At 66.8% G+C, this 22,296-nt stretch carries 24 protein-coding genes, 2 pseudogenes and 1 riboswitch; of the genes and pseudogenes, 15 read left to right on the top strand and 11 right to left on the bottom strand.

What is annotated here, in order from left to right:
* Positions 1–18 precede the first annotated feature (18 nt).
* Together ACNO8X_RS10645 and nagA are read left to right on the top strand one after the other, a co-directional pair.
* The gene (locus tag ACNO8X_RS10645; protein ID WP_418005852.1) at positions 19–1,026 is read left to right on the top strand and encodes an SIS domain-containing protein; all 1,008 of its coding nucleotides are present in this window, start codon (positions 19–21) and stop codon (positions 1,024–1,026) included.
* Positions 1,023–2,189: an N-acetylglucosamine-6-phosphate deacetylase gene (nagA, locus tag ACNO8X_RS10640; RefSeq protein WP_418005249.1), complete on the top strand. Its 1,167-nt coding sequence runs from the start codon at positions 1,023–1,025 to the stop codon at positions 2,187–2,189. Before ACNO8X_RS10645 ends, nagA begins: the two co-directional genes overlap by 4 nt.
* Here nagA and ACNO8X_RS10635 read toward each other — a convergent pair.
* The gene (locus ACNO8X_RS10635; protein ID WP_418005248.1) at positions 2,152–2,574 is read right to left on the bottom strand and encodes a MarR family winged helix-turn-helix transcriptional regulator; all 423 of its coding nucleotides are present in this window, start codon (positions 2,572–2,574) and stop codon (positions 2,152–2,154) included. The genes nagA and ACNO8X_RS10635 overlap by 38 nt on opposite strands.
* A 51-nt stretch (positions 2,575–2,625) precedes the next feature.
* Here ACNO8X_RS10635 and ACNO8X_RS10630 point away from each other — a divergent pair.
* Together ACNO8X_RS10630 and fdxA are read left to right on the top strand one after the other, a co-directional pair.
* Positions 2,626–3,225 (top strand): annotated as a pseudogene (locus tag ACNO8X_RS10630) (TIGR03086 family metal-binding protein).
* A gap of 217 nt (positions 3,226–3,442) precedes the next feature.
* On the top strand, positions 3,443–3,784 hold the full coding sequence (gene fdxA / locus ACNO8X_RS10625) for a ferredoxin (protein ID WP_418005247.1): 342 nt from the start codon (positions 3,443–3,445) through the stop codon (positions 3,782–3,784).
* A gap of 80 nt (positions 3,785–3,864) precedes the next feature.
* Here fdxA and ACNO8X_RS10620 read toward each other — a convergent pair whose 3' ends face one another.
* Complete coding sequence (locus tag ACNO8X_RS10620) at positions 3,865–4,668, bottom strand: exodeoxyribonuclease III (protein WP_418005246.1); 804 nt, start codon at positions 4,666–4,668, stop codon at positions 3,865–3,867.
* 78 nt (positions 4,669–4,746) lie between these two features.
* Positions 4,747–6,984: an NADP-dependent isocitrate dehydrogenase gene (locus ACNO8X_RS10615; RefSeq protein ID WP_418005245.1), complete on the bottom strand. Its 2,238-nt coding sequence runs from the start codon at positions 6,982–6,984 to the stop codon at positions 4,747–4,749.
* A 260-nt stretch (positions 6,985–7,244) separates the two neighbouring features.
* Positions 7,245–7,365: riboswitch (SAM riboswitch) on the top strand.
* Between the two features lie 119 nt (positions 7,366–7,484).
* Here ACNO8X_RS10615 and ACNO8X_RS10610 point away from each other — a divergent pair.
* Genes ACNO8X_RS10610 through ACNO8X_RS10600 form a run of 3 tightly spaced genes read left to right on the top strand, consistent with a single transcriptional unit; the run spans position 7,485 to position 10,671 of the window.
* Entirely contained in the window at positions 7,485–8,822 is a 1,338-nt protein-coding gene (locus ACNO8X_RS10610) for a bifunctional o-acetylhomoserine/o-acetylserine sulfhydrylase (protein WP_418005244.1), read from the top strand.
* Positions 8,819–9,958: a homoserine O-acetyltransferase MetX gene (gene metX, locus ACNO8X_RS10605; RefSeq protein WP_418005243.1), complete on the top strand. Its 1,140-nt coding sequence runs from the start codon at positions 8,819–8,821 to the stop codon at positions 9,956–9,958. The genes ACNO8X_RS10610 and metX overlap by 4 nt, the downstream gene beginning before the upstream one ends.
* The gene (locus ACNO8X_RS10600; RefSeq protein ID WP_260937742.1) at positions 9,955–10,671 is read left to right on the top strand and encodes a class I SAM-dependent methyltransferase; all 717 of its coding nucleotides are present in this window, start codon (positions 9,955–9,957) and stop codon (positions 10,669–10,671) included. Before metX ends, ACNO8X_RS10600 begins: the two co-directional genes overlap by 4 nt.
* Here ACNO8X_RS10600 and ACNO8X_RS10595 read toward each other — a convergent pair.
* Entirely contained in the window at positions 10,668–11,177 is a 510-nt protein-coding gene (locus ACNO8X_RS10595) for a winged helix-turn-helix transcriptional regulator (RefSeq protein ID WP_418005242.1), read from the bottom strand. The two genes, ACNO8X_RS10600 and ACNO8X_RS10595, sit on opposite strands and share 4 nt — an antisense overlap.
* Positions 11,178–11,259: 82 nt before the next feature.
* Between ACNO8X_RS10595 and ACNO8X_RS10590 the strand changes: the two genes are divergently transcribed.
* Positions 11,260–11,679 (top strand): nuclear transport factor 2 family protein, encoded by a 420-nt coding sequence (locus ACNO8X_RS10590; protein ID WP_418005241.1) that lies wholly within the window; start codon positions 11,260–11,262, stop codon positions 11,677–11,679.
* On the opposite strand, the gene ACNO8X_RS10585 is transcribed toward ACNO8X_RS10590, so the two are convergent.
* Both ACNO8X_RS10585 and ACNO8X_RS10580 read right to left on the bottom strand, forming a co-directional pair.
* On the bottom strand, positions 11,669–13,195 hold the full coding sequence (locus ACNO8X_RS10585; protein ID WP_418005240.1) for an FAD-dependent monooxygenase: 1,527 nt from the start codon (positions 13,193–13,195) through the stop codon (positions 11,669–11,671). The genes ACNO8X_RS10590 and ACNO8X_RS10585 overlap by 11 nt on opposite strands.
* 2 nt (positions 13,196–13,197) lie before the next feature.
* Positions 13,198–13,833, bottom strand: coding sequence for a TetR family transcriptional regulator (locus tag ACNO8X_RS10580; RefSeq protein WP_418005239.1), 636 nt, complete (start codon positions 13,831–13,833; stop codon positions 13,198–13,200).
* A gap of 121 nt (positions 13,834–13,954) precedes the next feature.
* Between ACNO8X_RS10580 and ACNO8X_RS10575 the strand changes: the two genes are divergently transcribed.
* The 6 genes from ACNO8X_RS10575 (at position 13,955) to ACNO8X_RS10550 (ending at position 18,302) form a co-directional block, all read left to right on the top strand.
* Positions 13,955–14,563, top strand: a complete 609-nt coding sequence (locus tag ACNO8X_RS10575; RefSeq protein WP_418005238.1) for a TetR family transcriptional regulator — start codon at positions 13,955–13,957, stop codon at positions 14,561–14,563.
* A gap of 130 nt (positions 14,564–14,693) precedes the next feature.
* Complete coding sequence (locus ACNO8X_RS10570; RefSeq protein ID WP_418005237.1) at positions 14,694–16,217, top strand: nitric oxide reductase activation protein NorD; 1,524 nt, start codon at positions 14,694–14,696, stop codon at positions 16,215–16,217.
* Positions 16,214–17,020 (top strand): CbbQ/NirQ/NorQ/GpvN family protein, encoded by an 807-nt coding sequence (locus tag ACNO8X_RS10565; RefSeq protein WP_418005236.1) that lies wholly within the window; start codon positions 16,214–16,216, stop codon positions 17,018–17,020. Before ACNO8X_RS10570 ends, ACNO8X_RS10565 begins: the two co-directional genes overlap by 4 nt.
* Before the next feature lie 37 nt (positions 17,021–17,057).
* Positions 17,058–17,186 (top strand): hypothetical protein, encoded by a 129-nt coding sequence (locus ACNO8X_RS10560; protein ID WP_256370088.1) that lies wholly within the window; start codon positions 17,058–17,060, stop codon positions 17,184–17,186.
* Complete coding sequence (locus tag ACNO8X_RS10555; RefSeq protein WP_418005235.1) at positions 17,183–17,872, top strand: hypothetical protein; 690 nt, start codon at positions 17,183–17,185, stop codon at positions 17,870–17,872. Before ACNO8X_RS10560 ends, ACNO8X_RS10555 begins: the two co-directional genes overlap by 4 nt.
* Positions 17,873–17,882: 10 nt before the next feature.
* The gene (locus ACNO8X_RS10550; RefSeq protein ID WP_418005234.1) at positions 17,883–18,302 is read left to right on the top strand and encodes a hypothetical protein; all 420 of its coding nucleotides are present in this window, start codon (positions 17,883–17,885) and stop codon (positions 18,300–18,302) included.
* Positions 18,303–18,307: 5 nt separating this feature from the next.
* Here the strand turns inward: ACNO8X_RS10550 and ACNO8X_RS10545 are convergent.
* The 5 genes and pseudogenes from ACNO8X_RS10545 to ACNO8X_RS10525 form a co-directional block, all read right to left on the bottom strand.
* Positions 18,308–18,883: pseudogene (locus tag ACNO8X_RS10545) on the bottom strand (alpha/beta hydrolase); the annotation flags it as partial.
* A 12-nt stretch (positions 18,884–18,895) separates the two neighbouring features.
* Positions 18,896–19,255 (bottom strand): hypothetical protein, encoded by a 360-nt coding sequence (locus ACNO8X_RS10540; RefSeq protein WP_418005233.1) that lies wholly within the window; start codon positions 19,253–19,255, stop codon positions 18,896–18,898.
* An 81-nt stretch (positions 19,256–19,336) separates the two neighbouring features.
* Complete coding sequence (locus tag ACNO8X_RS10535) at positions 19,337–19,711, bottom strand: DoxX family protein (protein WP_418005232.1); 375 nt, start codon at positions 19,709–19,711, stop codon at positions 19,337–19,339.
* Positions 19,712–19,869: 158 nt separating this feature from the next.
* Positions 19,870–20,163: a DUF3017 domain-containing protein gene (locus ACNO8X_RS10530; RefSeq protein WP_043397716.1), complete on the bottom strand. Its 294-nt coding sequence runs from the start codon at positions 20,161–20,163 to the stop codon at positions 19,870–19,872.
* On the bottom strand, positions 20,160–21,011 hold the full coding sequence (locus tag ACNO8X_RS10525) for a bifunctional methylenetetrahydrofolate dehydrogenase/methenyltetrahydrofolate cyclohydrolase (protein WP_133759810.1): 852 nt from the start codon (positions 21,009–21,011) through the stop codon (positions 20,160–20,162). The genes ACNO8X_RS10530 and ACNO8X_RS10525 overlap by 4 nt, the downstream gene beginning before the upstream one ends.
* 70 nt (positions 21,012–21,081) lie before the next feature.
* On the opposite strand from ACNO8X_RS10525, the gene ACNO8X_RS10520 reads away from it, so the two are divergent.
* Positions 21,082–22,272, top strand: coding sequence for an NADH:flavin oxidoreductase (locus ACNO8X_RS10520; RefSeq protein ID WP_418005231.1), 1,191 nt, complete (start codon positions 21,082–21,084; stop codon positions 22,270–22,272).
* Positions 22,273–22,296 lie beyond the last annotated feature (24 nt).

Raw genomic sequence — 22,296 nt, 5'->3', positions numbered from 1 at the left:
ACGTCCCACGGCCACCTGATGGCCGCCGAAATCGCGCAACAGCCGCAGGTCTGGCGCCGGCTGCTCGAAGAGGGCCGTGCCCCCATCCGCGCCGCCGCCGACCAGATCGCCGCGGCCGCACCGCGATTCGTGCTGTTCGTGGCGCGCGGCACCAGCGACCACGCCGCGCTGTACGCGAAGTACCTGGTCGAGATCAAACATGGCCTACCGGCTGGGCTGGTCTCCCCGTCGACGATGACGGTCTACGGCGCCCAACCCGACTTGCGCGACGTGCTGTACATCGCGGTGAGCCAATCTGGCGGGTCACCTGACCTGGTGCGCTCGGTCGAGGTGGCCCGCGCGCAGGGTGCGCTCACGGTCGCCGTCACCAACAACCCCGCGTCGGATCTGGCTGCGGCAGCGGCGATTCACATCGATGTGCTGGCCGGTGCCGAACGGTCGGTGGCCGCGACCAAGTCCTACACCGCCGAGTTGCTCGCACTGCAACTGCTGCTCGGCAGCAATGGCGATGGCGTCGACGCGCTGCCTAATCTCGGCGAGCAGGTGCTCGCCTCCGGCGACCTGGTGCGCGAGGTCGCGCAGCGCTACCGGTTCGCGCAACGGCTCATCACCACCGCCCGCGGCTACTCCTACCCCACCGCCCGCGAGGCCGCCCTCAAGCTGATGGAGACGTCTTACCTTTCCGCACAGGCATTTTCGGGTGCCGATCTGCTGCACGGACCACTCGCCACCGTCGACCCACAGGTGCCGGTGCTCGCGGTGGTTCCCGAGGGCGCCGGCGGGCAGGCCATGGCGCCAGTGCTGGAACGGCTGGCCGAGCGCAACGCCGATGTCTTCGGGGTCGGAGCCCCCGCGGCACTGTCTGGACTGGCCGGCGGTATCGCGCTCCCCAGCGGCGTCGGCGACGAGCTCTCCCCGCTGCTGGAAATCCTTCCACTGCAACAGCTTGCGCTGCATCTGGCGCTCGCCCGCGGCGGTGACCCCGACCAGCCACGGGGCCTGCGGAAGGTCACGGAGACGCTATGACACTGATCGCCGCGGGCGCGGTCGTGACCCCCGGCGGGGTGCACCGGCCGGGCTGGGTCGAGACGTCCGCGGGCCGGATCATCGACGTGGGGGCAGGCGTCCCACCCCGGCCGCCGGACCACGATTTCGCCGATGCGATCGTGGTGCCGGGCTTCGTCGACATTCACGTGCACGGTGGCGGGGGCGCGTCGTACACCGAGCCGGTGGCGGACGAAATCAGCCGTGCGGCAGCGTTTCACCGCCGCCACGGCACCACGACCACACTCGCCAGCCTTGTCACCGCGACGCCGGCCGAGTTGCTCACGCAAGTGCGCGCCCTCACCGCCGCGACCCGTGCCGGCGTCATCGCCGGTATTCACCTCGAAGGGCCGTGGCTCAGTGCGGCCCGCTGTGGCGCGCACGACGCCGGCCAGTTGCGTGACCCGGACCCCGTCGAGATCGACACACTGCTGGAGGCCGCCGACGGCGCCATCCGGATGGTCACGGTGGCGCCCGAACTACCCAGCGGCCTCAAGGCGGTCGAACGACTGACGGCAGCGGGAGTTGTTGTCGCCGTGGGTCATACCGATGCCAGCTATGACCAGACACGGGCCGCCATCGACCTGGGCGCCACGGTTGGGACGCACGTGTTCAACGCCATGCGGCCGCTGCACCATCGGGACCCGGGTCCGGCCATGGCCTTGCTGGAAGATCCCCGCGTCACTGTCGAGCTGATCGCCGACGGTGTCCACGTGCATGACGCCCTGTTCCGCCACGTTGTCGCATCGGCTGGTCCCGAACGGATCGCCCTGATCACCGACGCCATGGCCGCCGCCGGACTTCCGGACGGCTCCTTCCGGCTCGGGTCGCTCGACGTGGAAGTCGAGAATGCGGTGGCGCGGGTTCGGGGTCGGTCGACGATCGCGGGCAGTACCGCGACGATGGATCGCGTTTTTCGTGCCGCTGTACACAACCCCGGCGCCGACGCGGAGTTGATCGCCGCGGCTGCGATGACCGCAACGACGCCCGCCGAAGCGTTGGGATGGGCCAGGGTCGGGTGCCTGGCGCCCGGCCGGGCCGCCGATCTGGTGGTGCTGGACGCGGACCTGCGGGTGGCGTCCGTCATGACCGGTGGCGAGCTGGCGGTCATTCGGGCGTCGGTGCCAGACGTTGCAGCACCTTGAGGAAGACTCGGCGCTCCTCGGCGCTCAATTCGCCGAGCCAGTGCTCCTCGCCACGCTGAATGTCTGCCTGCACCGCGTCTTTGAGCCGGCGTCCGGCAGGCGTGATCGACAGCAGCCGGACCCGGCGGTCATCGGGGTCGGGGGTCCGCTCGATGTAGCCGCGGTCCTGCAGATCGTCGAGGGTGCGGATGATGCGGGTCTTGTCGGCCCCGATCGACTGAGCCAGCACGGCCTGTGAGCGCATCGGCGTCTCGTCGAGGGCCAGCAGCACGACGTAACCCCACATCGAGACGCCGTGCTCGTCCAAGACGGGCTGCTCAGCGGCCATCAGCTCGCGCAGCAGCGGTGCGAGCATCGCGGCGAGGTCGGGGCGCTTGGCTGACATCCGATCATCGTAGGCATTGCCATATCGTATGCGTATGCTTACGATCTGTTCATGCCTACTTTATCCGCCGATCTCCTCGGCGCCCATCGCGCCGCGATCCTCGCGTCGGTCAACGCGGTCAAGGCCATCGGCACTTCCGATCTGAAGCGGCCAACCCCCTGCGCTGCTTGGGATTTGGCCGACCTTCTCGCTCACATGACCGTCCAGCACCGCGGATTCTCGGCCGCCGTCCGCGGCGGTGGCTAGGACCTTGCAGTTTGGGATCCGGCGCCCGTTCGCGACACGCACGACCCCGTCGGCGACTACGGCGCGGCAGCCCACGATGTGCTGGATGCGTTCGCCGCCGCCGATCCCGACAGCCAGTTCGCGCTACCGGAACTCGGCACGTCGGTGCCCGCGGAGATGGCAATCGGCTTCCACCTGATCGACTACGTCGTGCATGGTTGGGACGTCGCCGCCAGTCTCGGCATCCCGTTCACGCCGCCCGACGACGTCGTCGCCGTAGCCCTCCCCGTGACCCTGGCCGTGCCCGACGGCGACTTCCGCAATATGCCCAATGCCCCGTTCGGACCGGCCCAGACCGGCTATAGCGCAACGGATTTCGATCGGCTGCTGCGCCATCTGGGCCGCGACCCGCTTTGGAGCGAGTAGCGCGTCAGCGAACCCGACGTCGGTCACGCGCCGCGATCGGCGTGTCGCGCCTCCTACCACACTTGCGATCTGACGCTGTCAGCTCCAGCTGACAATGTCCGCTTTGTTGACGATGCCAACCCAAGCTGTCCAGTAACAGATTGGGGACTTTCGGCCCTGGTATCAGTAACTTTCGACCACTGAGGTCACGTGCTACGTCATCGATACCGTGCGTTGTATGACTTACGTTATCGGACGAGAATGCGTTGATGTCGCAGACATGTCTTGCGTACAGGAGTGCCCGGTCGACTGCATCTACCAAGGCGATCGGGCGCTCTATATCAATCCGCGGGAATGCGTGGATTGCGGTGCCTGCAAGCTGATTTGCCGCGTCGATGCGATCTACTACGACGCCGATCTTCCCGAAGACCAGCTCGCGTACCTCGCCGACAATGCCGCATTCTTCGACGAGGTACTCCCGGGACGCGACGCACCGCTGGGCTCACCCGGCGGTGCCGGCACCATTGGTCGCATCGGAGTGGACACCCCGCTGGTATCGGCCCTGCCCGTTCGGAGCTAAGCCGACCAGAGCATCGTTGATATCGCAGACCGCATGGCCTGACTGTGGCCATCCGCGAGGTGGAACTCGACGGTGCCGATTCAGCTGTACTCGACCGTCACCGGCGCGTGGTCGGACCAGCGCAACGCATACGCTTCAGCCCGCTCCACGCGCGCCGCAACTGCTTTGGGCGCCAGCTTGGCGTTGGCCAGGTGGTAGTCGATGCGCCACCCGGCGTCGTTGTCGAAAGCCTTGCCGCGCCAGGACCACCAGCTGTACGGCCCGGCGACGTCGGGGTGCAGCTCGCGCACCACGTCGGTCCAGCCGGCAGACATCAACTCGGCCAGCCACTGCCGCTCGCTGGGCAGGAACCCGGACTTCTTGACGTTCGCCTTCCACGCCTTCAGATCCAGCTCGGTCGCGCAGATGTTCCAGTCGCCACAGATCACGACGTCGCGGCGCTTGCGGCTCAGCTCGGCCATGCGGGCGGCCAGCGCCACCATGAAGCGCTCCTTCTCCACCTGCTTGTCGGTCTCGGCCTCGCCCGTGGGCACGTAGACGCTGGCGACCGTGGCGCCGTCGGTGTCGGCCTCCAAATACCGCCCGTGCGCGACGAATTCACAGTCCGGGGTCAGCCCCACCCGGACCGCGGTGATCGGAGCGCGCGACAGCACCGCAACCCCGTTGCGGCCCTTCGCATGCGGCTCGGCCGACGCCAGCTGCCAACCGGCGTCCAGCGCCGGCGCCAGGGCCTGGGCGAGCTGTGCGTCGTCGGCCCGGGTTTCTTGCAGGCAGATGACATCGGACTTGGTCTCGGCCAGCCACGGCAGCAGCCCGAGGTTCTCCTCGGAACGTTCCTTGACCGCAGCGCGGATGCCGTTGACGTTGATGGTGGTGACGATCACGATGCAGAACCCTAACGTCCGGGTACGACAGTGCACCCGGGGCAAGAGCGCCCCGGGTGCACGTCGTTCGATTTGCGACTACTCCTGAGCGGAGGCCAGCGCCGCGTTGAAGGTGGTGCTCGGCCGCATCACGGCCGCCGTCTTCTCTGGGTCCGGCGCGTAGTAGCCACCGATATCGGCCGGGCTGCCTTGCGCCGCAGCCAGTTCCGCGACGATCTTCTCCTCGTTCTCGGCCAGCGTCTTGGCCAGCGGGGCGAACTTGGCGGCCAGCTCGGCGTCATCGGTCTGCCGCGCCAGCTCCTGCGCCCAGTACATGGCCAGGTAGAACTGGCTGCCCCGGTTGTCCAGCTCGCCGGTGCGCCGCGACGGACTCTTGTTCTCGTCCAACAGCTTTCCGGTCGCCTGGTCGAGCGTCTTGGCCAACAGCAGCGCCCGGGCGTCGTCGGTCTTGTTGCCCAGGTCCTCCAAGCTGGCGCCGAGGGCCAAGAACTCGCCCAGCGAGTCCCAGCGCAGGTGGTTCTCCTCGACCAACTGCTGCACGTGCTTGGGCGCCGAACCACCGGCACCGGTCTCGTACAGACCGCCGCCGGCCATCAGCGGCACGATCGACAGCATCTTGGCGCTGGTGCCCAGCTCCAGGATCGGGAAGAGGTCGGTGAGGTAGTCACGCAGGATGTTGCCGGTGGCGGCGATGGTGTCCTGCCCGCGCATCACCCGCTCGATGGTGTGCCGCATGGCCCGCTCCTGCGACATCACGGAGATGTCCAGGCCCTCGGTGTCGTGGTCCTTGAGGTAGGTCGCGACCTTCTTGCGCAGCTCGTTCTCGTGCGGACGTTCCTGGTCCAGCCAGAACACCACGGGCATACCAGAGTTGCGGGCCCGCGTGACAGCCAGCTTGACCCAGTCGCGGATCGGCGCATCTTTGACGACGGGCATGCGCCAGATGTCGCCTTCCTCGACGGCGGTGGTCAGCAGGACCTCGCCGCTGTCCACGTCGACGATGTTGGCGACGCCGTCCTCCGGGATCTCGAAGGTCTTGTCGTGGCTGCCGTATTCCTCGGCCTTCTGCGCCATGAGGCCGACGTTGGGGACCGTGCCCATGGTCGTCGGGTCGAACTGGCCGTGGGTCTTACAGAAGTTGATGATCTCTTGGTACATCCGGGAGAACGTCGACTCGGGGTTGACGGCCTTGGTGTCCTTGAGCTTTCCGTCGGCGCCGTACATCTTCCCGCCGAGCCGGATCATGGCCGGCATCGAGGCGTCGACGATCACGTCGGACGGCGAGTGGAAGTTCGAGATGCCGCGGGCCGAGTCGACCATGGCCAATTCCGGCCGGTGCTCATGGCACTTGTGCAGGTCGTCGACGATCTCGTCGTGCAGCGACTTGGGCAGCGTCGAAATCTTGTCGTACAGGTCGGAGAGCCCGTTGTTGACATTGACACCCAGCTCGTCAAACAGCTTCTGGTGCTTGGCGAATGCGTCCTTGTAGAAGATGCGCACGGCGTGACCGAACACGATCGGGTGGCTGACCTTCATCATGGTCGCCTTGACGTGCAGGGAGAACATGACGCCCGTCTTGTAGGCGTCGTCCATCTGCTCCTCGTAGAACTCGATGAGCGCCTTCTTGCTCATGTACATCGAGTCGATGACGTCGCCGGCGTCGAGCTTGACCAGCGGCTTGAGGTCAATCGTCTTGCCCGACTTGGTCTTCAAGACCATCTTGACATTGCGGGCCTTGTCCAGCGTCATGGACTGCTCGCCGTGGTAGAAGTCGCCGGTCTTCATGGTGGCGACGTGCGTGCGAGAGGCCTGCGACCACTTGCCCATGCTGTGCGGGTGCTTGCGGGCATATTCCTTGACGGCCTTCGGCGCGCGACGGTCCGAGTTGCCTTCGCGCAGTACCGGGTTCACCGCGCTTCCGAGACACTTGCCGTAGCGATCCTTGATCGCCTTCTCCTCGTCGGTCTTCGGGTCTCCCGGGTAGTCGGGCAGGTTGTAGCCCTTTTCCTTGAGCTCCTTGATCGCCGCGACGAGCTGCGGCACCGACGCACTGATGTTGGGCAGCTTGATGATGTTGGTGTCCGGGGACTGGGTCAGCCGGCCCAGCTCGCCCAGGTTGTCGGGGACCTTCTGCTCGTCGGTCAGGTATTCACTGAACTCGGCGAGGATGCGAGCCGCCACCGAGATATCACTGGTCTGGACATCGATGCCGGCGGCACCGGCGAAGGTGCGCACGACCGGCAGGAAGGCGTACGTCGCGAGCAGCGGCGCCTCGTCGGTCAATGTGTAGATGATGGATGGTTTCTCGCCACTCATGGTCACTCTCCCGGCGTCACGGACGGTACGTACGAAAATCTATGTCGAGTCCGGCGTCTGCACATGACTACGCGTTGGCACGACGGTTACGAAGTTACCGTGACCGGCACGACAAGCTTCCGGTGGTCCGGTCTGACGCACACAGATCTGGATCGATACCGACAGGCTGCGCGAACGCCGGCCGGCAGCGGCACGCGTCTCCCGCCCACCGGACGGGACCAGCTAGCAGTTGCCGAGCCACTTGCGATACCCTCGAAAGCGGTCATGAGTGCCAGCGTCAAGCCCCGGCTTGCTGGCCGGCAACCCTCCATCCGCGGTGGGGTGCCCCGGGAGACGACCAGGTTGAGCAGCCGCATACCGGCTGCGAGGCAAGCGCGGGTCCGCCACCACGGACCCGGATGACTGGGTGAGTGGAGGCATTCTATGTGTCGCTGTCCGTGATTCGCAGAGTTCGCGAACCCATTCGTCGTACCTAAAGACTCACAGGAGACACCCTTAACATGACCACTGAGGCCATCGACCCCACCGCAAGCTGGAGCTTCGAGACGAAGCAGATCCACGCAGGTCAGAGCCCCGATAGCGCTACCAATGCCCGTGCGTTGCCGATCTACCAGACGACGTCGTACACGTTCCGCGACACCGACCACGCCGCCGCGCTGTTCGGGTTGGCCGAGCCGGGCAACATCTACACCCGCATCATGAACCCGACCACCGACGTGGTCGAGCAGCGCGTCGCCGCGCTCGAGGGCGGCGTGGCCGCGCTGTTCGTGTCGTCCGGGCAGGCCGCCGCGACCTTCGCGATCCTGAACATCGCCGGTGCCGGCGACCACATCGTGGCCTCGCCGCGGCTCTACGGCGGTACCTACAACCTGCTGCACTACACGCTGCCGAAGCTCGGCCTCGAGGTCAGCTTCGTGGCCGACCCCGACGATCTGGACTCGTGGCGCGCCGCGGTGCAGCCGAACACCAAGGCCTTCTTCTCTGAGACCATCTCCAACCCGAAGATCGACATCCTGGACATCCCCGGCGTCTCGGGCGTCGCGCACGAAAACGGCGTGCCGCTGATCGTCGACAACACCGTCGCCACCCCGTACCTGATCCAGCCGCTGGCCCACGGCGCCGACATCGTCGTCCACTCGGCCACCAAGTACCTGGGCGGACATGGCTCGGCGATCGCCGGCGTCATCGTCGACGGTGGCACCTTCGACTGGACCAACGGCAAGTTCCCCGGCTTCACCGAGCCCGACCCGAGCTACCACGGCGTGGTGTTCGCCGACCTCGGCGCGCCGGCCTACGCACTCAAGGCGCGGGTGCAGCTGCTGCGCGATTTGGGCAGCGCCCTGGCACCCTTCAACGCCTTCCTCATCGCGCAGGGATTGGAAACGCTGTCGCTGCGCGTTGAACGCCATGTGTCCAACGCGCAGAAGGTCGCCGAGTACCTCGACGGCCGCCCCGACGTGCTCTCGGTGAACTACGCCGGCCTGCCGTCCTCCCCCTGGTACGAGCTGGGTCGCAAGCTGGCCCCCAAGGGCACCGGTGCGGTGCTGTCGTTCGAACTGACCGGAGGCATCGAGGCGGGCAAGGCGTTCGTGAACGCGCTGACGCTGCACAGCCACGTGGCGAACATCGGTGACGTCCGGTCGCTGGTCATCCACCCGGCGTCGACGACGCACCAGCAGCTGACGGCCGAGGAGCAGCTGGCCTCCGGTGTCACCCCGGGCCTGGTGCGTCTGGCTGTCGGCATCGAGGGCATCGAGGACATCCTCGCCGACCTGGAGCAGGGATTTGCTGCCGCCGGTTCGGTGGGGGGTGCCGACCGAAAGGCGGCCTTGGTGTGACGATTATCGACGTGCCCGTGTCTGACATATCCGCAGCGCCGCTGCTGCCTGCCGAAGGCGAGACCGGTGTGGTCAACATCGGCTCGCTGACGCTGGAGAGCGGCATCGTGCTGCCCGACGTGTCCATCGCGGTGCAGCGTTGGGGCGAGCTGTCCCCCGCCGCCGACAACGTGGTGATGGTGCTGCACGCGCTGACCGGTGACTCCCACGTCACCGGTCCGGCCGGGCCCGACCATCCGACCGGCGGCTGGTGGGACGGCGTCGCCGGCCCAGGTGCCCCGATCGACACCGACCGCTGGTGCGCCGTCGCCACCAACGTGCTCGGCGGCTGCCGCGGGTCCACGGGCCCCAGCTCGCTCGCGCCCGACGGAAAGCCCTGGGGCTCCAGGTTTCCCGCCATCACGGTGCGCGATCAGGTGAACGCCGATCTGGCTGCCCTGGCGGCCCTCGGCATCACCCAGGTGGCCGCCGTCGTCGGCGGCTCGATGGGCGGCGCGCGGGCGCTGGAATGGCTTGTGGGACATCCCGATACGGTGCGGGCCGGCCTGGTGCTGGCAGTCGGCGCCCGGGCCACCGCCGACCAGATCGGCACCCAGTGCGCACAGGTCGCGGCCATCAAATCCGACCCGAACTGGGCCGGCGGCGACTACTACCTGACGGGCCGCACCCCCGACGACGGCATCCAGATCGCCCGCCGGTTCGCGCATCTGACGTACCGCGGCGAGAAGGAACTCGACGACCGGTTCCGCAACACCGCGCAGAACCATGAAAAGAGTGCCGCCGACGGCCTTTACGCGGTCGAGAGCTACCTGGAGTACCAGGGCCGCAAGCTCGCCGCGCGATTCGACGCGGGCACCTACGTGGCACTGACGGATGCGCTGAGCAGTCACGATGTCGGGCGTGGACGAGGTGGCGTCGCGGCGGCCTTGTCCAAGTGCCCGGTGCCGGTGATCATCGGGGGCATCACCTCCGACCGGCTGTATCCCATTCGGCTGCAAGAGGAACTGGCCACGCTGCTGCCGGGTTGTCCGGGTCTCGAGGTCATCGAGTCCGACTACGGCCATGACGGTTTCCTGGTCGAGACCGACAAGGTGGGCCTGCTGATCCGCCAGACGCTCGACGTGGCCTCCCGGTGACGGGCGAACGCTCGCTGTCCTTCGGAGAGCAGGCTGCTGCCTACGAACGGGGACGCCCGTCGTATCCGCCGGAGTCCATCAACTGGCTGCTACCCACCGGCGCCGTCGACGTTCTCGACCTCGGCGCCGGTACCGGCAAGCTGACCGTCCGGCTGGCCGAACGCGGCCTGACGGTCACCGCCGTCGACCCCATCCCCGAGATGCTCGAGGTGCTCAGCGGGTCGCTGCCATCGGTGCCGGCCCTGCTCGGTACGGCCGAGGAAATCCCGTTGCCGGACAACAGTGTTGACGCGGTGCTCGTGGCGCAGGCCTGGCACTGGTTCGACCCGGAGCGGGCCGCAGCGGAAGTGGCTCGGGTGCTGCGGCCGGGCGGCCGGTTGGGTCTGATCTGGAACATCCGCGACGAGCGGCTGGGCTGGGTCAAAGAACTGAACCGCATCATCGGCTGCGAGCACGACCCGTCCGCGGATTCGCTGTGCGGCGGCTTCACCGACATCGAGACCCACCGGTTCGAGTGGACGAGTTACCTTACGCCGCAAGCGCTTCTGGACCTCGTCGCGTCCCGGAGCTACTGCATCACCTCACCCGCAGACGTGCGCCGGAAGGTGTTGGGTGAGGTGCGCGAGCTGCTGAATACGCATCCGGCACTGGCCAGCAGCACCGGCCTGGCGCTGCCATACGTCACCCACTGCGTGCGGGCGACGCTGGCCTAGGCGTCCGGTTCGCCGGGAGCCAGAAAACCTCCGATGACCGCGGTCCCCGGGCCGACGCGCGCACCAGGCCCGGGCACCGCGGTCGTCGACTGTGCCTCGAGTTCCCCACCGCATTCAGCGCACACGGCCTTTGCCGTTGTGACACAGCCGCATTCGTCGTGCACCAGCAGCGCCGGGGGTCCGCCATCCCCCGCTGCCCACTTGTCGCCCCAGGCGAGCAGGGTCACGATCACCGGATAGAGGTCCCGCCCCTTGTCGGTGAGTACGTACTCGAAACGCGGTGGCGCGCTCTGATATTGGCGCCGCTCCACGATCGCGTGCCGCTCCAGATCGTCGAGACGCGCGGCCAGGACGTTCGAGGCGATACCGAGATCACGGCGGATGTCCTCGAACCGCGCCAGCCCCGCGAACAAGTCCCGCAGCACCAGGGCAGTCCACCGTTGCCCCACCACGTCGAGCGCCCGCGCGATCGAGCAGGAGATGTCGCCAAAAGACTGCTTGGACATCGCACCAGCCTAGTCCATTGCTTTCTGCAATGGACTCTGTTTAGGTAGGTTGCAAATAGCAAGCGACCCACAGGGGGTTCTGATGACGACAAGCACAGATTCGGTCGCGACGTTCTGCGCGGCCACGCGCACCGGAGATGTCGACCGGTTCATCGCCGCGCTGGCTCCCGACGCGGAGCTGATCTCCCCGTTGTCGGGACGCATGGTGTTCCGCGGCCGGGACGACCTCCGCGTCCTGCTGACCGCGGTCTACTCCGGCATGCGAGACCTGGAGTGGGAGAACGTCATCGGCGACGGGCCCACGCGCGTCGCGGTGAGCCGCGGGCGCATCGCGGGCCTCACCATCACCGATGCCCTCGTGTTCGAACTCGACGACACCGGACTGATCCGGCGACTGCGCCCGCATCTGCGGCCCTGGCTCGCGGTGACGGTCTTCGCCTTGCTGCTCGGTCCCAAACTCGCCGCCTACCCCGGCGTCGCGCGCCGCGCACTCAGGCGCTGATCTCAGCCGGACCGAACCACCGCTCCAGGGCCGCACGTAGGTCCTCGGCATCCGCTGCGGCGAAAGCGTCTGCGGCCCAGGCGACATAGCCGTCGGGCCGGATCAGCATCGCGGCGGGTCCGTCGGCCATGTCGGCGACCACCATGTCGATGCGGCGGTCCCATGGTGCGGCGACTGCAGCCACCGCACCGCCGGCGAGGTCGAGCATCACGCCCCGACCATGGTGCAGCAGATCGGTGAGACGACGTCCGTCGTCCAGCGTCGCTTCCGGCACCATGTATCCGGTAAATCGGTGCGGGACGCCACCCATGTCGTAGCGAACGTCCGCGCCCGCCAGTAGTCCGGCCATATGGGCGGCCGTATCGGGCAGCTCGAATAGTTCACCCAGAAGCGTGCGCAAGGCGCGCACCTCGGGTCCGGGCGCGGTGAGCGCGATCTGGGCCAGCGAATGCATCATGACGCGCTCGCCGACCGGGTAGCGCTCGGATTCATAGGTGTCGAGTATGTCCGCTGGTGCCCAGCCATTGATGACGGCGGCCAGCTTCCAGCCCAGATTCAAGGTGTCCTGCAGACCGAGGTTCAGCCCAGGACCACCCATTGCCGAATGCACATGTGCGGCATCACCGATCAGCAGAATGCGGCCGGACCGGTAGGCGTCGGCCTGCCGGGTGTTCTGGCCGTCGATACGGCGCATCGCGAACGGACCGGGTCCGGTCGGCACTTCGAACGGCACGTCGACCCCGAGCACCCGGCGCAGGCTCCGCCGGAGTTCGTCATACGTCAACTCCCCCGGCGCATCCTCGGGCAGTGAACCGAACTCGAGGGTGCCCAGCATCGGCGGATCTCCGTGGGCCTCGAAGAAGATCACCATACCGGTGTCATAACGGTTGTGCCCAAAAGGAATCCGCCCGAATCCAGGCACATCGAACTCGCCGTCGGAGGTGCGTAACTCGTCGGCGATGCGCACGTGCGCCAACCGGGCCACCGTCGGCGACGTGTGTCCGGGAAAGCCGATACCCGACTGCTTACGGACGGTACTGCGGCCACCGTCGGCACCCACCAGCCAATCCGCTTCCAGCACATAGGCGCCGTCGGGCGCGGCCACATCGACGGTGACACCGTCAGTCCCGGCCGACAGCGCGGTCACGGCGTGTCCCCACCGCGCCTCGACCCCGAGAGTCTGGGCCCGCTCGTACAGCAACTGGACCAACCGGGGCTGCTTCATCAGCACGGCACGCATCGGATTACTCTCGACGCCAACAAAATCCAGCGGCAGGCCGGAGAACATCCAGCCGTAAGCGGGCTGCGGCGCGTTGGGATCGCCCGTGAATGCCTGGTAGAGGCCACGCATGTCGAGCTGCCGGATCACCTGTCCGACAAGGCCGTTGGCCTTGGGCTCATCGCCGGGCCCGGGCAGCGCGTCAAGGATGACCGGTTTGATGCCGGCGAGGGCGAGCTCGCAGGCCATCATCAGGCCGTTGGGTCCGGCGCCGGAGATCACGACGTCAGCGGGCATGCTCACTCCTTCGTGCTGTTCGGTTCGGGCAGTCCCGCGATGACGGCATCGAAACCCGCGCGCATCAGTTGGGTGATGGCGACCGGCGGATCGGCGTTCGCGTACGCCTCCATCGCGGTGTCGCCGATGGCGCGGACCACGGCCACCACCAGACGCGGGTACATGTCGTCAGGGCCGAGGCCGGTTCGCTCGGCGATGGCCACCACCCAGTCTTCGAAGAGGTCGTGTGGCACGGCGTTACGAACCTCGGTTCGCATCATCAGTTTTCGCACTTCGACCAGTTCTCGGCGGTCCGGAATCAGATCTGCACCCGTGATGTCGACCATGTCCGCTTCGAGCGTGCCCGTCACGGCCTCGATGATCGACGTCCACAGCGGTTCATCGGCCGGCCGCGACCGGAACACCGCGACACTGCGCCGCATCCGCTCGGCAATGCGGTAGGCCAGCGCCTCGTACTTGCCGGTGAAGTAGTTGTTGAAGGTCCGCAAGGACACCCCCGCCAGTGCCGCGATTTCCTCGCGAGTGACGGCATCCAGCCCACCGCGGTCGAACGCCAGCTGCAGCGCCGCGTCACTGAGTGCTCGGCGCGTGTCGAGCTTCTTTCGTTCGCGCAGACCAGTTTCAGCTGATTCGGTCATGGCACCACCATACGGACAATTTTGCATGTCGGGCAAGTTTGCCCAGCGGGCAATTTATTGTGAATATGGCTGACTGAAGTCATTGACTCTGGTCAGTAAAGCGAGTACAACTTGAGCCACCATGACCCGCACCACCGCCAAACCATCGCTGCGAGAAGCCAAACGGCTGGAAACCCGTCAGCGCGTGCTCGACGCCGCAGTCACCGAGTTCAAGCGGGCCGGAATGGCGAACGCCGACGTCGGAGCCATCATCAGCGCCGCGGGCGTCGCGCATGGCACGTTCTACTTCCACTTCCCCACCAAGGAACACGTGCTGTTCGAGCTCGAGCGCCAAGCCGAGGAGTCCGCCGGTCGCGAGCTCGCCAAGTTCCTACAGACCCCACACACCCTCGAAGCGGCGCTCACCGAGGTCGTCCGGGTCATCGTGGCCGTGGAGCAACGGCTCGGCCGACTGCTCTTCAAAGATGTACTGGCTCTGCACTTCTCGTCGAATCGCCCGCTGGACGACGAATGGACCGACCACCGGGTCATCGTGCTGGTGGTCCAGGAGATCGAACGGGCACGCCAGGCCGGCGAAGCCGACGCGGACGTCGACCCATTCCACAGCGCGGTCTACTTCCTGCTCAGCCTCTACGCCCTGCTGACCACCAGTCGCGGAGCGGACCAGATCCGTACCGCGCTGCTGGACAACTTCGTCAACACCGCACTGCGGGGTATCGCAGCCCGCTAACCGTAGGAGACATCCATGTGGCAGGAAATCGCCCGGCTCGCCATCGCATGGGGTGCCATGGCCGCCCTCATCGCGTTCTGGTACTGGATGTTCTCCAACATCGGGACCTTCTGAGTTACCCGGTCCGCAAGTGTCCCAGTCGATTACCGCCGCAGAACTCGAGCGGGCCTGCGCGGTGACCGCGGTCGCGCTGTCCGAACGACGACGGACCGGGGTGCGGCTGATCTCCGGCGAGCAGCGCCGCTTCGGGCTCAGCGCCAGCCAGACCGTCGTCCACGCCCCATACCCGGCGCCCGCACCCGACTGGTCGTTGCGGACCTACAGCTGCGGCATCGCCCTGCAGTGCGCACCCTCGAAAGACCGGATCGCGCAGTATCCGCTGCACCGGTTGTCCGCGCGAGAACTCGGTGCGCTCAAGCTGGTCGAGGGCGGGGTTGCGCTGGGCTGGGTGGCAGGCCGCTGGCCCGGTCTACTCCCGGAAGCGCGCCGGACGCTCTCCGGGCTGGAACCGGCCGACCCGGATCTCGATGCGAGCGAAATCCTCAGTCGAACAGACGCATTGGCACGCTCCGGGGTCCGGTTGGCGGACTACCCGGTGCTGGGCGCCCCGCCGCTCAGCGCGGCCGCCACCCGGACGCTGGCCAGCACGGTCCGGCGGACGCTCGGACGCATGCCGTGGACGTCATCGCGCTCGGACACCCAACGCCTGATGTCGATCCCGGTCGGCGGTGAAGGCGGTGTCCGCAATGCCAACCTCCCGCCGGCCAGCCGGCCCGAGGACGACGACCTGGACGTCCGGCCAGACCAGCGCGCCGGAATCCCCTACCCGGAATGGAATTCGTGGCGCGGGGCGTTCCTGCCCGACCACGTCGCCGTCCTGGAACGCCGGCAGACCCGGCACGAGCAGCGCGGCGGCGCGTCCCCGGACATCCGACGCTGGTTCGACGCCCCCACCCACCGCGCGATGACCAACCGGCTCGAGGACGGCAGCGATCTGGACGTCGACGCCTATGTCGCGGCCTACGCGGACGGCCGTGCGGGTTCACAGCAGGAGCCGAAGGTGTTCCGCGCCTTGCTGCCGAGTGTGCGCGACACCGTCACCGCCGTGCTGATGGACGGCAGCTCGTCGTTGGGTGTCCATCAGGGCCGGGTGTTCGACCTCGAATTGGCGTGCGCCGACGCACTTTCCCGGGCCATGACGGTCTCGCGGGAGCGCCACGGCATCTTCGTCTTCAGCGGCAACACCCGCCACCGCGTCGAGGTTCGGTGCCTGAAAGACTTCAGCGACAACCACTTTGCGTTGCCCAGCAAGTCCGGTCTGGTGACGGGCGGCTACACGCGGCTCGGCGCACCGATCCGGCACCTGACCAGCCGCCTGCTGACCCAACCCGCGGGGCGTCGCCTGCTCATCGTGATCGGCGACGGACTCATCTCCGATGAGGGCTACGAAGGCCGGTATGCGTGGGCCGACGTCGCGCATGCGGTCGGTGAGGCAGACGAGGCCGGCGTCGGCGTCTACTACCTGGGACTGGGACCGGTCCGGGTGGATCCGCTACCCGAGGTGTTCGGCTCCCGACGGTCCCGGCGGATCCGCCGTATCGAGGAACTCCCCCGCGTCCTGGCGCACGTGCACCGAGAGTTGGTTTCCGCATGAAGGATTGGGCTGCAACCGATTCGCCGTACCTACCGGCCGGCAACGAGGTGACCACTTTCCGCCAGGCGTATCAGCGGCGACTGCCGGTCATGCTCACCGGACCGACAGGCTGCGGCAAGACGCGATTCGTCGAGCACATGGGCACCATGCTGGGTCGCCCCGTGCTGACGATCAGTTGTCATGACGATCTGACGAGTTCGGACCTGGTCGGCCGGTTCGTCGTCGCCGGGGGCGATGTGATCTGGACCGACGGCCCGTTGACCCGCGCCGTCAAAGATGGCGCCATCTGCTATCTCGACGAAGTGGTTGAGGCGCGCCACGATTCATTGGCGATCCTGCACTCGCTCACCGATCACCGGCGGACCCTGTACCTGGATCGGGCCGGCGAGGTGGTCCCGGCGCCCGATTCGTTCCTGCTGGTCTGCTCGTACAACCCGGCCTACCGGCATTCGCTCAAGGACCTCAAGCCGTCGTTCCGGCAGCGGTTCGTCACCATCGCCATGAACTATCTGGCACCCGAACTCGAGGCCGACGTCCTGGTCGGAGAAACGGGCATCGACATCGGCGCCGCACAGCGGCTCGTGCAGTGCGCCAACAGTATTCGTCAGGCCGACGACGTCTTCCACTTCGAGCCACCGTCCACCCGCGTGCTGGTCACCGCAGCGCATCTGATCGCCGCAGGGGCCGACGAGATGTCGGCTGCCGAAGCCGCCGTGCTGGCCCCATTGAGCAGCGACGGCGCCATCGGGGATGGTCTGCGCGAGATCGCCGCGGCGTGCCTACAACCGGCGGTCATCCATTGATCGCGAACATCCCTGTCAGAAAAGGAGATTCACGTACATGAACGAGCAGGATCGTAAACGCAAGCGGGCACTGATCGTCTTCCAGCTGTTCGCGTACGGATGGCTGCTGGCGATGTTCCTGATCCAGTTGCACATGTCGATCGTCCGGGGCTGGTGGTCGCTGTGAGCGCGACGACGGTACCGACCGTCAGCTACGACCAGCACCACGACGAATCCCGGCTCGCGCAACGGCAAGCGGACCGCTGGCTGATCACCGGCACCCTGTTGATGGGGTCGATGTTCATCGGCTTCGTCGGGCTGCCGTTCTTCCTGCGCGGCGTCTGGCTGCAACGGCGTGCGCAAAAGGCGGGGCTGTCGGTGCGGCCGATCATAGTCACACTCATCGGCTATCTGGTGATCCTCGACGCCGCGCTCAACAGCATCGGGTGGTCACTGGACCTACTGGCCAACCACACCCTGCTGAACCGCACCATCATCACCGCGTGGGGCAACATGTTCGACGCCGGACACTTCTGGCACTACAACGAACTGTGGATCGGCGGAGCCGGCGCACCGGGCGAAAAGGCCTGGGAGGTCGCGCTGATCCTGACGGTGTTCACCATGCGTATCGCCGCCGGTATCGCGTTCCTGCAGATGAAGCGATGGGGCCACCAGTGGCTCATCATCACCTGCTGGTTCGGCATCGTCATCTGGATCGGCTACACGTTCAACATGACGATGTTCGCCGATATCCGTTATGCCGGAGTGGTTTTCCCGGTCGTCGGCTGGTGGCTGTACGACATCTTCTACATCACGCCGTTCCTGGCCATCCCGTATCTGCACACTGTCAACCGCGAAATCTTCAGCGACTGAAGGACATCGAATGAGCATCGCCGACACCGAGTCGCCCGAGACGGACGACACCCTGCCGCTGGGCACCACGCCCGTCTACGCCAACATGCACAAGTGGCTCAAGCGCGGCCTCTTCGTGTGCCTGTTCGGACTCGTCATCGAAGGTTCGTTCACCATGCCCGCACTGGCCGTCTGGTACGGCTGGCCGACGTTGTCGTTCAGAGAGATCTGCAGCGAACTGATGAAGGTGCGCTACTCCGACGACACCATGGAATGCAAGTTCCCCTATGAATTTTCGGGCGCGCCGTTCGGTGGACCCGCAGAAGCGACCGGGCAGAAAACCGCGCAGGACACCTGGGGCGTACAGCCGGTGCCCCACTATCACCGACTCGGCTTCCGGGAACTGGTGCAGATCCACGAGGACCGGTTGGCTCGCACGGGCGGCCACTAGCGGAGCTACAGGCTGCGCAACCGATGCAGCCGGTTCTCGACGGCCCGCAGTGTCACCCGCGCATGCGGCGCGAGCACGTCGTATCCGTGTGGCAGACCGGGGATGACGTGAAGTTCGGTGGACACCCCGGCCCCGAGCAGTCGGCTCGCGAACGCGACGTCCTCATCGCGCAGGATGTCGAGCCCGCCCACTTCGATGTAGGTGCGCGGCAACCCCGTCAGGTTCGTGGCCCGCGCCGGCGCCGCGTAGGGCGACACCCCGTCGCCCCCGAGTTCGGCTCCCAGTAGAGCGCCCCAGCCGGTCCGGTTGTCGTCATAGCCGAAGGTGATGTACTCGGCGGGCAGCTGTGGGTCCGGTTCATTGGTTCGGTCGTCGAGCATCGGGTAGATCAGCAACAGCTCGGCGATCGCCGGGCCATGACGATCGCGGGCCATCAGCGCCACTCCCGCCGTGAGCCCACCACCGGCGCTATCCCCCATCACCGCAATGCGATTCGGATCGACGCCGAGTTCGGCGCCATGCTCGGAGAGCCAACGTAGAGCGGCATAGCAATCCTCAACCGGCGTTGGGTCGGGATACTCGGGCGCAACCCGCTAGTCGACCAGCAGTATCGGCACTCCGGTCGCTTTGACGTAGGCCCGGGCCACGCTGTCGTAGATCGGCAACAGCGGCACGATCATCCCGCCGCCGTGTAGGAAAAGCACTGCACTGCCCGGGTTTTCGGCATCGGCAAGCTGGTACCACTGTGCCGGTAGGGCGTAACCATCCGTGGTGGCGATCGTGAGGTCGGCGCGGTCGACACCGGCTATCGGGTTCCACGCTGCGGCAGCGCCCGCCATTCCCGCAGTCAGGTTGCGTCGACGGGTTTCGACGTCACCGACCGGCGGTCCCGGTGCGGCCGTGGTGGGATTGCCGAGGGCGATCCCGATTTCGGGGTCTATCACGAAAGTCATTGGTAGCTCCTTCGCTCCGGACGACTACGCGATTTGGGCGTGTTCGGTAGCGCTCACCGCTACCAAACACGCCCAAATCACTCAGAATGCGTACTGTCCGAACCGGCCCCAGGCCACGAACAGCGCCAGGCCGAGCAGCACCACGTTGATCGCCACGTTGGGGTATTCCTTGCGGCGGCCATGGGTGACGATCGCGCCGACCATGGTCAGCGCCAAGCCGACGGCAGCCAGTGGGACCAGCACCGGAAGGATGTGGACCAGCGGCGGCACGATCAGGCCGATGGCTCCGGCGACCTCGGCGGCGCCGATCCCCCGGATGGCGTTCGCGTCGACGTCAGCGGCCCAGCCCTGGCCCGCAGCGACCAGCTTCTCCCTGGGAGTCACCAGTTTCAGCACGCCGCTTCCCACGAAGACGAAGGCCAGTACGCCGGCGACGATCCACAGTGCCGTGTTCATGTTGAGCTCCTCAGTTTGAAGGTTGACGGTCTTACCGACCTCACGGAACTAAGCGGACTATAGTCCGATTTATTTCCCCTCGTCCAACGCCGAGTGGCCACCTATTGCACGCTTTTCGCTAAAAGCCGTGCAATAGGTGGCCACTCGGACCTAGAAGATTAGGCAGTGCCCAGCGGGTTGATGGTCCATGCGACGTAGAGCATCACGGCACTGACGGAGGCCGTCGTCGCGACGTCGATGATCCGGCTGCGCACCACCAGCAGGCCAGCGCGGTCGTCGGTCAGCAGCAGCCGCATGGCGGCGGCGATACCGACACCGATCGCCATCACCAGCGCACCGCGGCGCCAGTAGCCGCCGATCACCAAGGCGAACGCCACCACGAAGAACACGCCCACCGACAGGATCGGCCATTGGCCGGCGAACACCTTGCGGGCGAATTCCTTTGCGGTCAAGACAGTTTCGCCTCTTCCGCCTCGACGACGTTGGCCAGCAGGAAGGCGCGGGTCAGCGGCCCGACGCCACCGGGATTCGGCGAGATGGCACCGGCCACCTCCCAGACGTCGGGGTGCACGTCACCGGCGAGCTTGCCGTCGACCCGGCTGACGCCCACGTCGACGACGGCCGCGCCCGGCTTGACCATGTCGGCGGTCAGCATGTGCGGCACGCCGACGGCGGCGATGATGATGTCGGCCTGCCGGGTCAGTGCCGGCAGGTCGCGAGTTCCGGTGTGGCACAACGTCACTGTCGCGTTCTCCGAACGCCGGGTGAGCAGCAGCCCCATCGGCCGGCCCACCGTGACGCCGCGGCCGATCACCACGACGTGCGCGCCGGCGATCGGCACCTCGAAGCGGCGCAGCAGGTGCACGATGCCGCGCGGCGTGCACGGCAGCGGCGCGGGCTCGTTCAGCACCAGCCGGCCCAGGTTGGTCGGGTGCAGTCCGTCAGCGTCCTTGTCGGGGTCGATGCGCTCCAGCGCGGCGTTCTCGTCGAGGTGCTTGGGCAGCGGCAACTGCACGATGTAGCCGGTGCACTCCGGGTTGGCGTTCAGCTCGTCGATGACGGCGTTCAGCTCGGCCTGGCTGATGTCGGCGGGCAGGTCCCGACGGATCGAGTTGATGCCGACCTTGGCGCAGTCGGCGTGCTTGCCGCGCACATAGGCGTGTGAGCCCGGGTCGTCGCCGACCAGCACGGTGCCCAGACCCGGTGTCCGGCCGGCAGCGGCCAGCGCCGCCACCCGCTTGGTCAGGTCAGTGAAGATCTCGTCGCGTGTGGCCTTGCCGTCCAGCGTGATTGCACCCACGACGAACATTGTGTCAGGCGCGGTGGAACCGGCGTTGACACCACCCGACACCACGTGGTCAGCTGCGTCGGTGAACACCCAGCCCAATGGGTCCACTGACGTTTTCAATGAAGCCAAACTCGGTCCGATCACGCTGCGCAACCGGATCATCAAGGCCGCGACGTTCGAAGCGTCCACCCCTGATGCCCTGGTCACCGACGATCTGATCCGCTACCACCAGCTGCCCGCGGCCGGCGGCGTCGGCATGACGACCGTCGCCTACTGTGCGGTGTCCCCCGGTGGCCGCACCGACGGCTGGCAGATCTGGATGCGGCCCGAGGCCATCCCCGGCCTGCGCAAGCTCACCGACACCATCCACGGTGAGGGTGCCGCGATCAGCGCGCAGATCGGCCATGCCGGGCCGGTTGCCAACTCACGCACCAACAAGGCCAAGGCCCTGGCGCCGGTGCGGTTCTTCAACCCGCTGTCGATGCGGTTCGCCCGCAAGGCCACCCGCCAGGACATCGACGACGTCATGGCCGCGCACGCGGGCGCCGCCAAGCTCGCGATCGAGGCCGGCTTCGACGCCGTCGAGGTGCACCTTGGCCACAACTACTTCGCCAGCTCGTTTCTGTCCCCGCTGATCAACAAGCGACGCGACGAGTTCGGCGGCTCGCTGGAGAACCGGGCCAAGGTGGCCCGCGGGACGGTCCAGGCCGTCAGAGAAGCCGTCGGCAACCAGATCGCCGTCATCGCCAAACTCAACATGAGCGACGGCGTCCGCGGCGGTATCCCGATGGAGGAGTCGCTGCAGACCGCCAAGTGGCTGGAAGAGGACGGCGCGCTGGACGCGCTGGAATTGACCGCCGGCAGCTCGCTGGTCAACCCGATGTACCTGTTCCGCGGCGACGCGCCCGTCAAGGAGTTCGCCGCGAACTTCAAGCCGCCGATCAGCTGGGGCATCCGGATGAGTGGCCACAAGTTCTTCCGCGAGTACCCCTACCGCGAGGCCTACCTGCTGCGTGACGCCCGCCAGTTCCGGGCCGAGCTGAAGATGCCGCTGATCCTGCTCGGCGGCATCACCAACCGCGAGACCATGGACCTGGCGATGGCGGAGGGATTCGAGTTCGTCGCGATGGGCCGTGCTCTGCTGGCCGAACCGGATCTGCTCAACCGGATTCAAGCGGACCGCAGCGTCAAATCGGGCTGCACACACTGCAATCTGTGTATGCCGACCATCTACAGCCACACCCACTGTGTGGTGACCGGGAAGCCGGACTGAACCGGCGGGTCCCCAGGAAAGTCG

Source organism: Mycobacterium sp. PDNC021 (genome assembly GCF_048282635.1).
GTDB lineage: Bacteria > Actinomycetota > Actinomycetes > Mycobacteriales > Mycobacteriaceae > Mycobacterium > Mycobacterium llatzerense.
The sequence above is the reverse complement of the archived record's forward strand: the minus strand, read 5'-3'. Positions and strand labels throughout refer to the sequence as shown.